The sequence below is a fragment of the Pseudomonas sp. P5_B3 genome, assembly GCF_056400405.1.
The window spans coordinates 13,652-26,386 of record NZ_JBFULI010000012.1 but is presented as its reverse complement, the minus strand read 5'-3'; the positions used below and the strand labels follow the sequence as shown (position 1 = coordinate 26,386).

The following is a 12,735-nucleotide window of genomic DNA, read 5'->3' as shown; positions in this document are numbered from 1 at the left end:
TTGAGCGAAATTCAGAGCGGGAAAATGGCGTTGATCTGGCCGGTTCCGGAGCTGCCAAAGGGCTCTGTGAGGACTTCGACCGGCTTGTTGTAGTCCGGTCCGCCCAGCAGACCCAAGAGCATTGCGGTGTCGTGCATCTTGYCCTCGCCGAAGCAGTGCTCGGCGTAATCAGGAAGCATCGCGCAGAACTCTTTGAATCGACCTTCACGCCACAGCTTGACCACGTGCATGTCGACCTGTTTGTCGAATTCGCGCGTCCAGTTGTGGATGTTGGCTTCCGCTTCGCGATCGTCAGAGAAACGGTGTGACAGAGAACCGGAGGCCAGCACCAGGACTTTGCGGTCGCTCTTCTCGATTGCGCGGCGTACGGCGGCGCCGAAAGTGAAGCTGTCTTCCAGACGATGCCAGGCACACCAGGCCGCGATGGAAATCACCTTGAGTTTTTCGGCTGCAGGTACATCCATGTGCATGTAGCGCATGGGCACCAGGGTGCCGTATTCCAGTTCCAGGCTCGGGATGTTATGCGACAGCGTGCGCACCCCGGCCGCGTTGGCTTCCTCTGCGATCAGTTGTCCGAGTTCCGGGCAGCCTGGGTAGTGGTAAACCATGTCCTTGATGAAATGCGGTAGTTCATTGCTTGTGTAAACACCACTGAAATGCTCACCGTTGTTCACGTGGTAGCCGCTGTTCACCAGCCAGTGCACGTCGAACACGACGGCGGTGTCGGCACCTAACTCACGCGCGCGACGACCTATTTCCTTATGCCCTGCAATAGCTGCAGCACGGCAGCCGTGGTGTTTGCCCGGCAGTTCGGACAAGTACATCGACGGCACATGGCAGACTTTTGCTGCCAGGACGACTTCGCCCATGATGATTCTCCTGAAATTATTCTTGTCGATTCAATTCAGCGGCCAGTGAGAACCGCGATGAGCTGATGCGCGCCTCATCGCAGCCTTCAGCAGCGGCTATCGGCTGCTCACAATCCCCAGCGAGGGATGTGATGATTGCCCATGGAAATGCAGACGTTCTTGATTTCGGCGAAAACTTCGAAGCTGTATTGGCCACCTTCGCGCCCGGTACCGGAACCTTTCACGCCACCGAACGGCTGACGTAGATCACGCACGTTCTGGCTGTTGATGAATACCATGCCGGCTTCGATGCCGTAGGCCAGACGATGCGCCTTGCCGATGTCCTGGGTCCAGATGTAGGACGCCAGGCCGTATTCGGTGTCGTTAGCCAATTGCAGGGCCTCGGCTTCATCCTTGAACGGAATCAGGCACACTACCGGACCGAAGATTTCTTCCTGGGCAATGCGCATTTTATTGTTCACGTCGGCGAACACCGTCGGCTGGATGAACTGACCTTTGCTCAAGTGGGCTGGCAGGTTGGCCGGACGTTCCAGGCCGCCGGCGAGGAGGGTGGCGCCTTCTTCGATGCCGATCTTGATGTAGCCGGTGACCTTGTCGTAGTGGGCCTGGGTGATCATCGAGCCGACCTGGGTTTTCGGGTCTTGCGGATCACCGACGATCAAGCGTTTGGCACGTGCCGCGAACTCAGCCACGAACTGCGGGTAAACACTTTCCTGAATGAAGATACGGCTACCGGCGGTGCAGCGCTCGCCATTGAGCGAGAAGATAGTGAACAACGCCGCGTCGAGGGCACGCTCCAGGTCGGCATCTTCAAAGATCAACACCGGGGACTTGCCGCCCAGTTCCATGGAATACTTTTTCAGGCCGGCGGTTTGCATGATTTTCTTGCCGGTGGCAGTGCCGCCGGTGAAGGAGATCGCTCGTACGTCCGGGTGCCTGACCAGCGCGTCACCGGCAGTCGCGCCATAGCCCTGGATGACGTTGAGCACACCGTTCGGAATGCCGGCTTCGACGGCCAGGCGACCCAGTTCGTTGGCCGTCAGCGGCGACAGCTCGGACATTTTAAGCACTGCAGTGTTGCCCAGTGCCAGGCACGGTGCTGTCTTCCAAGTTGCCGTCATGAACGGCACGTTCCAGGGTGACACCAGGCCGCAAACGCCCACCGGCTGGTACAAGGTGTAGTTGAGCATCTGGTCGTCGACCGGGTAACTGTGGCCGTCCATGCGGGTGCAGACTTCGGCGAAAAAATCGAAGTTGTGCGAAGCGCGCGGAATCAACACGTTTTTGGTCTGATGGATCGGCAGGCCCGTGTCCAGGGTTTCCAGCTCGGCCAGGTGTGGAACATTTTGCTCAATTAGTTCGCCAAGTTTGCGCATGAGTCGTGCGCGCTCTTTGGCCGGTGTATTGGCCCATTTAGGAAAGGCTTCCTTGGCTGCCGCCACCGCCTGTGCAACTTCTTCGGCACCGCCGCTGGCCACTTCACCAATCGCTTCGCCGGTGGCTGGATTGTAGTTGGTGAAGGTATCTTTGCTTTCGACCTCACGGCCATTGATCCAATGTTTGATCATATTGCTCAAGCCTCTTTACGTGCGGAGAAAAAATCCGCTTCGCTGACAATTCGATTAACGAGGCGACCAACGCCTTCGACTTCCACGATCACTTCATCGCCTGGAACTACGTCTGCAAGGCCTTCCGGCGTACCGGTGGCGATCATGTCGCCTGGCTGCAGGGTCATGAAACTGGACAGGTATTCGATCAGGTAAGGAATGTCGAAGATCATGTCTTTGGTCGAGCCTTCCTGGCGAAGCTCACCATTGATCCATGTGCGCAGTTTCAGATTGCCCGGATCGGGGACATCTGCAACATCGACAATCCAGGGACCCACCGGGGTCGTGGCGTCACGGTTTTTTACCCGCAAATTAGGGCGGTAGTAGTTTTCCAGGTAATCGCGGATCGCGTAGTCGTTGCATACGGTGTAACCCGCCAGATAGCTCAGCGCATCTTCACGCTTGACGTTGCGCGCAGGCTTGCCGATGACCGCAACCAGTTCGCACTCATAGTGCATGTAGGCAACGTTGTCAGGTCTCCAGGTGATCTGATTGTGGCCGGTGTAGGTGCCCGTTGATTTAACGAACACCAAAGGTTCGGTTGGCGGCGCGAAGGCGAGTTCGGCAGCGTGATCGGCATAGTTCAGGCCGAGGGCAAACATGTTGCCATGGGCCGGCGGCAGCCACTCGACCTGGTCTTCGCTGAGGGAGCGGCCATCGCTCAGATGCACGATGTTGTCTGCATCAACCGTGACGGAATGTATTTGGCTTTCGAATCGGATACGAGCGTGTTTCATACGGTGCCCTCCTGCTCGGCAACGATGACATTGGTCAGGCATCCCAGACCCTGGATTTCTACGTCTACGCGGTCACCTGGCAGGACATCGACACGACCCGAAGGTGTCCCGGTGATCAACACATCTCCGGCATACAAGGTCATGAACTCGCTGATTTCGGCGATCAGCTGAGGAATCTTGCGTACGAAGTTTGCGGTGGAGTCTTCCTGTCGAAGCTCGCCATTGACTCGTAGTTGCAGGGGCAAGTCATGCGGATTGGCAAGCTGTTCGCGCGGTACAAATTCAGGGCCGATGGCGCAGAAACCATCGCGACATTTTGCTTTCACGGCAGGGCGGTAATAGCTCTCTTCCGGAAGACTGAATTCGTTGACGATGGTATAGCCAGCAACGTGATTCATCGCTTCGTCAACACTGACTCGACTGGCATCCTTGCCGATCACCACCCCCAGAGCCGGGCCAGGTTGCAATGAAACTCCTGCACCGGGATGCACCACGGCGCCGCCATGTACGTTGCGCGTATTCGGCGTCTTGATGAACAGAACCGGTTTGACAGGCAGCTTTTGATACGGCGGCTGCTCGAATTCAGAAAGGCGCTTCAGCAGCAATCCCTGGTAGTTCAGCGCTACACCGAGCAGGGTGCCGGTCGCAATGTCATGCAAGGCATGGCTCATGCTTCTCTCCTGGCAGTGGCGGGACTGGAGGTGTCCGGCCTGATTATTGTTAACATATTATCGTTATAGTTAATATGTTAATGATCGTCAAGCACCTTATCGTTCATGGCGATTTACTCGCAACGGGTGCACCATGGGGCGGGGGATGTCGGGACTAAGAAAAATGAGAAGTGTGTGATGAACGATCGGTATCCAATTCCTAACATCAACATCGGCCAGGTCTACGATCAGCGCTACAGCGATAGCGAGGTGCATTACGACAAGCTCGGCAACCTGGCGGGTTTCTTTGGGCGCAACATGCCAGTGCACCGCCACGATCGATTTTTCCAGGTGCATTACGTCAAGAGCGGAACGGTGAGGGTCTATCTTGATGATCAGCAGTACGTCGAGTCGGGTCCCATGTTTTTTCTCACCCCACCGACGATTCCCCATTCTTTCGTGACGGAGGCGGACAGCGACGGCCACGTGCTTACCGTTCGCCAGCAGTTGATCTGGCAATTGATCGAAAGCGATCCCGGGCTGGCACTGGGTCCGCAACTGCCCCCTGCTTGTGTGGCGCTTGATCACCTGAAGCCTGAGCTACAAAGCGAAGCGCGGCGTCTGACATTTCTATTCGAAGAACTGCGAGGGGAGATGAACAGTGGGGCCGCCGGTCACAGTGCAGCGGTGTTAAGCCTGACTCGACTGATCATGGTCAGCGTATTACGGCTGTGCGCAAACCCTCTCGAAGCGACGCCCACGCGACGTGAAGACTTGCAGATCTTTCATCGATTCAATGCGCTGATTGAAGAGCATTATCTGGAGCACTGGGCGCTTGGCCGTTATGCGCAGGCCATTGGTGTTACCGAAGCGCGGCTTAACGACGTCTGTCGACGTATTGCCGATTTGCCATCCAAGCGCTTGGTGTTCGAAAGAGTCATGCAGGAAGCCAAGCGTCTGCTGTTGTTCACGGGCAGTTCGGCAAATGAAATATGCTACCTGCTGGGCTTCAGGGACCCGGCGTATTTCAGTCGTTTTTTTCAGCGCAATGCTGCAATGACACCAGGAGAGTATCGCCAGCAACATTCGGGTTTTCGCTAACGACTTGTGTTTTTTTGCGGCTGAATCGTGTTTGTTTTTGGACACAGGTGTGCGGCCGATTTCCAGGCGGTTGCGCTGCTGAAGCACCAACCGTAAGCTGTTGGCTTGTTCACATAGCCAAATCAAAATGTCCAATCCCAGACCTTCCTTGACACTCACCTTGCTCCAGGCTCGCGAAGCGGTAATGACGTTTTTCCGTCCTGGCCTTAACGATCATGACTTGACCGAGCAGCAGTGGCGAGTCATTCGAATCTTGCGCCAACAGGGCGAACTTGAAAGCCACCAGTTGGCACATCAGGCCTGTATTCTCAAACCCAGCATGAGCGGTGTACTCAAGCGCCTGGAGCGCGACGGCCTGGTTATTCGCAGGAAATCGGCTGAAGATCAGCGACGCATTTTCCTCAATCTGACTGAGCAAGGACATGAATGCTTTTTGTCGATGAGCGAGGGAATGGAGCGCAATTACCTCGAGATCCAGCGGCAGTTTGGTGAGAAGAAACTGCAGAAATTGCTCGAGCTACTCGAGGATCTTAAAAAGATTAAGCCCTGAAAAGGGCTCGCTGCTTTTTCAAATCGGCGACATCCGCACATCCGCAGTCATGAAGTGCTCATCACAGACTGGGATCGTCAGAGCGTGCGAGCGGGTTTTCACTGAGGGGAGTAATCTCCATCCACCCGGCTTCCAGCGAGTGCAGCAGATGGCCAATCTGATCAAACTCAACTTCTTCGCTATCGAGCGAAGCGAGGCATTTGGAGCTTGATTCCGCCAGGCGGGTGATGGCGACATCAACCAAGCGCATTCCTTCCTCACTCAATTGAATCAATTGACCTCGGCGATCACGTGGATCGGGAATCCGGTTGGCGACGCCGCGTTCTACCAATTTGTCCGCTCGATAGGTGGCAGCGCCTGACGTCACCTTCAGCAGACGAAAGACATCGGTAGGGCGCATGCAGTAAGGCGGGCCGCTTCGCCGTAAAGCGAACAGCAGCATGAGATCCTTCATTCCCAGTTCAAGGTCGTCCGCGATTACCTCAATGTGGTGATCGATCAACATGGCGAGGCTTCGGATTCGGAGAGTAATCGCCAATCCATGGTGATCCAGATCCGGACGTTCGTTACGCCACGCTTGCGCCACGGCCTCAGGGCTGGCGGCAGGAAACAATAAATCGTTCATGCAAAATCCATCAGGTGGCTTTGAGGTGATCATACCTCAGTGCGAACCAGGTGTGCCCTGCAGCTATGGCGCTGCTGAGGCGATGAACCCAAGTGCATTGAGGCCGACGGAGCGTTCATCGTAAAGCGTTAACATGCTAACGAATTTTCTTGACGATCGGTAAAGGTGAGCATAGCCTAAAACTATCTTAATAATTGAGATACTTCTTTATTAAGATAGTTTTGGCCGCCTGGCTGCGGCTCTTCTAAAAAACAAGAACGGGACTCGCTATGCTGACCGCTGAACAGAACCGCCTGCTGACGGACGTTTCCCCTGGCACACCTCTGCACAGGTATTGGAAACGGCAATGGATTCCTGCACTGCGCAGTGAGGCGCTTGAGCCGGGAGGCACGCCGCAACGTGTCGAATTGCTATGCGAAAAATATGTCGCCTTTCGCGCAGATGATGGCCATGTCGGATTCCTTCATGAGGCGTGCCCACACCGCGGCGTTTCGCTGGCGTTGGGTCGAAATGAAGGTAACCGTCTGACTTGCATCTTCCATGGTTGGAGTTTTGACACGCAGGGCAACTGCACCAAAATGCCAACCGAGAAAGACCAGACTTTTTGCAAAAAGGTAAAGGGTCAGGGGTTCGAGGTTCGCGAGGGTGGCGGTATTGTTTGGGTGTACTTGGGGGAGGGTGAAGCGCCGGCCTTCACCGACTATGCATTCACCTATTTTGATCGTAAGCACGCCAGACCGCGGGCTTCCTATAACGAAGCGAACTGGTTGCAAAACGTCGAAACGTTGATGGACTCGGCCCATATCGGACTGCTGCACCATGACACCACGGCGAACCCGGAGCTTCCCCAAGCTGGGCTTCAGCTCGTCACTGGCAACGACACCCCCAAGTACACGCTGGAAAGCAAGCCGTATGGCTTGCGGTCGTATTCGTTGCGCACCACTGGTCAGGAGCAGGACTACCTTCGGGTTACCGAGTTTGTAGCACCGGCGACCGCGTTCATTGGTACCACCGAACAAGAAGCGGGATTTCTGATCATCGTGGTGCCAGTCAACAATACGCGCAGTCTTCAGTGGTACGTCTATTGGGATTCGCGCCAACCTATCGATGAAAATCTCCCGGATTTCGCGCTACTCGGTACCGATGAATCCGACGACAACTTCGCAGCGTCCCGCCAAGGTCTTTCCAACTATGGGCAAGATCGCGAAGCAATGCGTGCCGGTCGGAGCTGGACAGGTGTTCCGGGCGTTATTTTTGAGGATTATGCCGTTGCGGAGAGCATTCCCATCGTCGATCGGACACGGGAGTTTCTGGGTAGCGGGGATCTCGCAATTGTCCGTTTACGGCGTGAATTGATGGAGCGGATCCGCCAATCGGAAGCCAATGAAGACAGCATCCAGGCGCAAGCGAGCGATTACCGTTCATTGAGGGCGTTGGCTGACATGATTCCTGTTGGGACCGTCATTCAGGACTACACGGAGCAGGTGCGTCAAGAACGCAGAATGACTTATCTCTGAGCCCGTTAGGCCGTCAGATTGATGAGCTGGTGGCCGAACGCTCCAATAACAATCCATGGTTCGGGCTAGGTTGCGAGATGCCAAACACATTCCAGGTGTACATCAAATCAGTCACCCATGAGGCAGATGGGGTACTGGCGTATGAGCTAAAAGGGCTGGAAGGCGTGACGCTTCCTGCATTTACTCCGGGGGCCCACATTGACGTCATTGCGGAGGCTATTCCTCTGCGCAGTTACTCCTTGCTAAACGAACCGTCCGAGAGAAATCGTTACGTCATAGCGGTAGCCAAAGACCCTAAAAGTCGTGGTGGATCGATCATGATTCACGAACGCTTGCGTCCCGGGGACAGGTTGCAGGTCAGTGAGCCCAGAAATCTGTTCCCCCTCTCTGAAGGCGAGCATCGTTCTGTGCTGATCGCGGGTGGGATAGGGGTTACACCGCTTTGGTGTATGGCGCAGCATTTGAATAGCAAAAACATGGACTGGGAGCTGCATTACTTCGCTCGCAGTGTTAACCACGCCGCGTTGATCGACGCGATGCAAGGTCACATCACCCAGGACAAGGTCCAGTTGCTGTTGGGGTACGACGTCGAGGCTACCGTCGCTCACATCCAGGAGGTTTTCCGTGGTGATGATGGAACCCGGCATTACTATTGTTGCGGGCCTGCGGGGATGATTCAGGCCTATTCTCAGCAAGCAAAGGCGCTTTCCATCGCTGATAGCAGAGTTCACTTCGAGAGCTTTATACCGCTGCAGGAAGCCGCGACATCGGGTGGGTATGAGATCGTACTGGCGAAGACCGGGAAGACCCTCAAGATGGAGCAGGGCAAAAGCATGCTCGATGCGCTGATTGAAAACGGTGTAGAGGTGATGCATTCCTGTCGCGAAGGCATCTGTGGTGCTTGTGAGGTGCGGGTGCTGGAGGGCACGCCAGACCATCGCGATTCAATTCTCAGCGAGGCGGAAAAGCAGGCGGGCAAGACTGTCTTTGTCTGCTGCTCAGGAAGCAAGACGCCTCGTATGGTGTTAGACCTGTAATACCCGCCCTCTGGCGGGTTTATCAAGCATGGGTAGGCTCGTTGACAAAACGATACGTATAGTTTTATATATAGAGTACTTTCAACGAGAACAAAAAATGTCCAACGACTCTCTGCGTGTGATGTGGTTTGTCCCTCCTGCCATTGCGGTAGCAGCCTCGTGGCAAATGCCGGCAGATTTGCGCCTCGAGTCTTCGATGACTCAATCGTCTGATGAGCAGTACTCGTCACTGTGTGCAGGAGAGGTCGACGCGGTCGTAACGTCGATCGACAACGTTCTGCACTGGAACCGCCGGCAAGGTCCACAAGACTTCGTGGTGATTGCTCAGATTGAAACCACGACGCCGTTACAACTGGTCGGCTCCTCGGCCATGTCAGCTCCTGCGGATTTGCGCGGTGCCAACATTCTGGTGGATGCCCCTGAGAACGGTTTTGTCATTGCCCTTCGAGCGCTACTCAAGGAAGCAGGACTCCTTTCTGACGACTATCGCCTGACACCCGTTGGCGGGGTGCGTGAGCGGTTTACGGCTCTTGTTGCGGAGGAGGGTGATGCGACCTTGCTCGGGCCGCCGTTCGACACCATGGCGGTTCAGCGGGGACTCAAGAAAATTGCAACGATTCAGGATGTATTTGCCAATTTTCCAGGTCAAGGATTGGTCGTGAGGAAATCGGTGAGTCATGCGAATGAAGCGCTGAAAGCGTGGGTACGCATCCTCAACGCAACGCTAACGACCCTGCCTGGCGACACGGCAAAGCTGACAGAGGCTTTGGAGGTACTTGGCATGCCTGTCGAAGCAGTAACAGCACTGGTGAATACATTCCCTGGAACTCTGACGCCTTCTCGCGAGGGTATTGAACTTCTTATTGGACAGAGAGCGCTGCTTGGGTTACCCGGAGCGGATTTTACCTATGAGCAAATTGTCGACGGCTCATTCTTACAATAATTCGGAGGTGCACATGAAGAAGTTCTCGCTCGGTACATTTTCTTTAAAAACCAATCCGCAGCACCGCTTTGCTGGTCTGGTTGTCGACGGAAAAGTTGTTCCAGTCAGCAGTGTGGCTGAGGAGTTCGGGGTTGATATTCTCCGAGAAAAAAATGTGCTGTCGCTACTGGAAAACTGGGATGCCAGCTGCGCCGCGCTCGAATCGATTGTGAGTAAAACCACTACTTCCTCTTGGTATAATGAAGATCAACTCACGTTTCGCCCTGCGATTGACCTGCCGCGGCAAGTGTTCTGCACAGGCGCAAACTATCGAAAGCATGTAGTGGATTTGACCGTTGATTCAAATGTCGGACCAGAAGGGCTGAGCAAGGAAGAACTGAGGAAGTGGGCCGAAGATATGATGGATCAGAGGGTGGCTAATGGAGAACCCTATGTATTCACCAAGCCAGTCTCTGCAATTTCGGGTGCCTATGAGGACTTGGTACTTCCACCCACTACCAGCAAGCCGGACTGGGAGTTGGAATTGGCCGTAGTGATAGGCAAGGAGGGGTACAATATCCGGGCGGAAGAGGCCATGGATTATGTCGCCGGTTATACGATCATCAATGACATCTCGGCTCGTGACCTGATTCCACGCACTGACTACAAGATGCTCGGTACCGACTGGCTGAGATCGAAAGGGCAGCCAGGCTTTCTTCCGCTTGGTCCGTATCTGGTTCCCAAGCAGTTCGTTGAAGATCCACACAACCTCTCGATGCAACTGACAGTGTCCGGCAAAACAATGCAGGATGAGACGACTGCAGATATGCTTTTTGGAATTGAACAACAAATTGCATACATCTCGAAGTACGCAAAGCTATTGCCAGGTGATGTGATTTGTACCGGATCCCCTGCAGGCAATGGAACTCATTACAATCGTTTCTTGCGCGACGGCGATATTATGGTTGGCACAATTGCCGGACTGGGTGAGCAGCGGCAGAAGTGCATCAGTTATCCAGGTTGAGGTAACGTATTATGCAAACGATCGATGACAATCCAGATCGGGCCTTTTTGGAGCGTGTTATTTCAGAGGCCCAATTCGACATCCCGTTTGAATTGACTGCTGGACTAAGTGCGCTTGGCGCTCGGTTGGTTCATGGCCGCCCTGGAGCTGTCGAACTCAGTTTCGAAGCGCCAGTAACAGCCATTCAGGGAAATGGTGTTATAGCCGGTGGCACCTTGATGACCATGCTCGACTATGCCATGGCTTTTGCAGTGCTCAGCATGCTGCCCTGCGGGCAAACCTGTGCCACTACCAGTATTACGGTGAATATGCAGGCGGCTGCGAAACCGTCGTTGTTGAAAGCAAAGGCAACAGTTGAGCGTGTGGGTCGTCAGATTGCATTCGCCAGAGCCGAACTTCATGACCCTCAGCGAGAAGTGCTGGTCGCCAGTTCGTCAGCAACATTTGTGGTTATGCCGGTGAGTCGCCTAAAGGCGGCATGAGTCAAAAAAAATTTAGTTAATTACGAAACTATACGAACCGTTTTTGAGGCTTCATGATGAATAACATTACCGAAGTGGCCTATAAGCCAGTACGGAGAATTGTCACTGGTCATAACGAAGCTGGTGAGTCGATTTTCACCAGTGACGCCAATACTCCAAATGTTCTGGCACAAGCTGGTAAACCGGTCGCACAAGTCGTTTGGGCAACGGGTGCGGGGCGCGCGGACGGCTTGGATCCAGCGCCAGCCGGACACAAATTTGGTTTTCATTCTGAGGATGGTTCGCTTCTTCGGATAGTCGACTTCCCACCAGACGAGGCTTATGACCAAGAAAAGTTGGTCGAATTTCTCGATAACGAAGGTGTTCGCGACAAGAAGAAGCCTCGACATTTCTGGTTCCACAAAACGGAATCGCTTGATTACGCCGTGGTACTCGAGGGCGAGATTGTCGCGATGATGGATCACGGTGAGACCGTTATGCGGCCAGGAGACGTACTGGTACAGCGCGCAACGAACCACAGTTGGTCGAATCGTTCAGGGCGTAACTGTCGAATGCTGTTTGTCCTGTTAGCGCTGAAAGAAGGAGAAAAACTGTGAGAAAAATTATCATAACCGCCGCTATCACAGGTGGTGCTCATACGCCGTCGATGTCTCCTCATCTGCCGGTTACTCCCGAAGAGATTGGCGATCAGGCGATCGAAGCAGTAAAAGCGGGAGCGGCGATCGTTCATCTTCACGCCCGAAACCCTGAGGATGGTCGGCCCACTGGCGATCCTGAAATCTTCYGTCAGTTCGTGTCTCGAATTAAGGCCGAAACGGATGCCATCGTGAACATTTCTACGGGCGGTGGAGGCCCGGGAATGGCAATTAGCGAGCGTGCGGCGGCAGGTGTTGCGCTGCAACCGGAGATGTGCTCCCTGAACATGGGGTCTATAAACCTAAACCTTTCCGAAATGGCCAGCAAGGATCGAGAGTGGCGTTACAGTTGGGAAGTGGAACATCTTAATGCCACAAAGGATCTTGTCTTCCGCAATACTTTTTCCGATATCGAATGGATCCTGCGAACCATTGGGGATACCGGTACCCGCTTTGAGTTCGAGTGTTACGACGTCAGCCACTTGTACACGCTAAAGTATTTCCTGGATAAAGGACTGGTTAAGCCGCCGTTGTTCATCCAGACAATTTTTGGTTTGCGTGGTGCCATGGGGGCTCATATCGAAGATGTGATGCATCAGAAGCGAACCGCAGATCGTCTATTTGGTGATCAGTATCACTGGTCGGTATTGGGCGCAGGTAAAGACCAGATGCCACTAGCGACTCTCGCGGCCATTATGGGCGGCAACGTCAGAGTGGGTCTTGAAGATAGCTTGTACATTGGGCGCGGTGAGTTGGCGGTTTCTAATGCCGCACAAGTGCGGAAAATCCGAAGTATCGTGGAGCAGTTGGGATTTGAAATCGCTACGCCTCAAGAGGCGAGGGAAATGCTCGCGCTAAAAGGAAAGACAAATACTGCGTTCTAGATCCAGCTGGCGCACCAAGTGGCTGGGCATCCTGTAGATAAAGCGTTGACTCTGTTGTGAAATACAAATGCCGGCCATCAGGCCGGCATTGTATT

Annotated in this window: 14 protein-coding genes; 9 read left to right on the top strand and 5 right to left on the bottom strand. The window is 54.3% G+C overall.

What is annotated here, in order from left to right; translation table 11 throughout:
* Positions 1-11: 11 nt before the first annotated feature.
* The 4 genes from hpaD to AC1DRN_RS09915 all read right to left on the bottom strand — a co-directional run bounded on the left by hpaD (position 12) and on the right by AC1DRN_RS09915 (position 3,884).
* Positions 12-869: a 3,4-dihydroxyphenylacetate 2,3-dioxygenase gene (gene hpaD / locus AC1DRN_RS09930; RefSeq protein WP_477786690.1), complete on the bottom strand. Its 858-nt coding sequence runs from the start codon at positions 867-869 to the stop codon at positions 12-14.
* Between the two features lie 107 nt (positions 870-976).
* Complete coding sequence (gene hpaE / locus AC1DRN_RS09925) at positions 977-2,437, bottom strand: 5-carboxymethyl-2-hydroxymuconate semialdehyde dehydrogenase (protein WP_223457533.1); 1,461 nt, start codon at positions 2,435-2,437, stop codon at positions 977-979.
* A 5-nt stretch (positions 2,438-2,442) separates the two neighbouring features.
* Entirely contained in the window at positions 2,443-3,213 is a 771-nt protein-coding gene (locus tag AC1DRN_RS09920) for a fumarylacetoacetate hydrolase family protein (RefSeq protein WP_223457534.1), read from the bottom strand.
* Complete coding sequence (locus AC1DRN_RS09915; protein ID WP_223457535.1) at positions 3,210-3,884, bottom strand: fumarylacetoacetate hydrolase family protein; 675 nt, start codon at positions 3,882-3,884, stop codon at positions 3,210-3,212. Before AC1DRN_RS09915 ends, AC1DRN_RS09920 begins: the two co-directional genes overlap by 4 nt.
* A 177-nt stretch (positions 3,885-4,061) precedes the next feature.
* Between AC1DRN_RS09915 and hpaA the strand changes: the two genes are divergently transcribed.
* Complete coding sequence (hpaA, locus tag AC1DRN_RS09910) at positions 4,062-4,964, top strand: 4-hydroxyphenylacetate catabolism regulatory protein HpaA (RefSeq protein WP_223457536.1); 903 nt, start codon at positions 4,062-4,064, stop codon at positions 4,962-4,964.
* A 127-nt stretch (positions 4,965-5,091) separates the two neighbouring features.
* Positions 5,092-5,514, top strand: a complete 423-nt coding sequence (gene hpaR, locus AC1DRN_RS09905) for a homoprotocatechuate degradation operon regulator HpaR (RefSeq protein WP_223457538.1) — start codon at positions 5,092-5,094, stop codon at positions 5,512-5,514.
* Between the two features lie 61 nt (positions 5,515-5,575).
* Here the strand turns inward: hpaR and AC1DRN_RS09900 are convergent, their stop codons facing one another.
* Positions 5,576-6,139, bottom strand: a complete 564-nt coding sequence (locus tag AC1DRN_RS09900; protein WP_223457540.1) for a MarR family winged helix-turn-helix transcriptional regulator — start codon at positions 6,137-6,139, stop codon at positions 5,576-5,578.
* A gap of 269 nt (positions 6,140-6,408) precedes the next feature.
* Here AC1DRN_RS09900 and AC1DRN_RS09895 point away from each other — a divergent pair, with 269 nt between their 5' ends.
* The 7 genes from AC1DRN_RS09895 (at position 6,409) to kce (ending at position 12,640) form a co-directional block, all read left to right on the top strand.
* The gene (locus tag AC1DRN_RS09895; RefSeq protein ID WP_223457542.1) at positions 6,409-7,656 is read left to right on the top strand and encodes a Rieske 2Fe-2S domain-containing protein; all 1,248 of its coding nucleotides are present in this window, start codon (positions 6,409-6,411) and stop codon (positions 7,654-7,656) included.
* Between the two features lie 29 nt (positions 7,657-7,685).
* Positions 7,686-8,693, top strand: coding sequence for a PDR/VanB family oxidoreductase (locus tag AC1DRN_RS09890; protein WP_223457544.1), 1,008 nt, complete (start codon positions 7,686-7,688; stop codon positions 8,691-8,693).
* 97 nt (positions 8,694-8,790) lie between these two features.
* The gene (locus tag AC1DRN_RS09885; protein WP_223457547.1) at positions 8,791-9,636 is read left to right on the top strand and encodes an ABC transporter substrate-binding protein; all 846 of its coding nucleotides are present in this window, start codon (positions 8,791-8,793) and stop codon (positions 9,634-9,636) included.
* 13 nt (positions 9,637-9,649) lie between these two features.
* On the top strand, positions 9,650-10,639 hold the full coding sequence (locus AC1DRN_RS09880; RefSeq protein WP_223457549.1) for a fumarylacetoacetate hydrolase family protein: 990 nt from the start codon (positions 9,650-9,652) through the stop codon (positions 10,637-10,639).
* A gap of 11 nt (positions 10,640-10,650) precedes the next feature.
* Positions 10,651-11,121 carry a PaaI family thioesterase gene (locus AC1DRN_RS09875; RefSeq protein ID WP_223457551.1) on the top strand — a complete coding sequence of 157 codons (471 nt, stop codon included), beginning with the start codon at positions 10,651-10,653 and terminating at the stop codon, positions 11,119-11,121.
* Positions 11,122-11,177: 56 nt separating this feature from the next.
* Entirely contained in the window at positions 11,178-11,717 is a 540-nt protein-coding gene (locus AC1DRN_RS09870; RefSeq protein WP_223457553.1) for a cupin domain-containing protein, read from the top strand.
* Positions 11,714-12,640, top strand: coding sequence for a 3,5-dioxohexanoate:acetyl-CoA acetone transferase (kce, locus tag AC1DRN_RS09865; RefSeq protein ID WP_477786689.1), 927 nt, complete (start codon positions 11,714-11,716; stop codon positions 12,638-12,640). The genes AC1DRN_RS09870 and kce overlap by 4 nt, the downstream gene beginning before the upstream one ends.
* Positions 12,641-12,735: the final 95 nt, after the last annotated feature.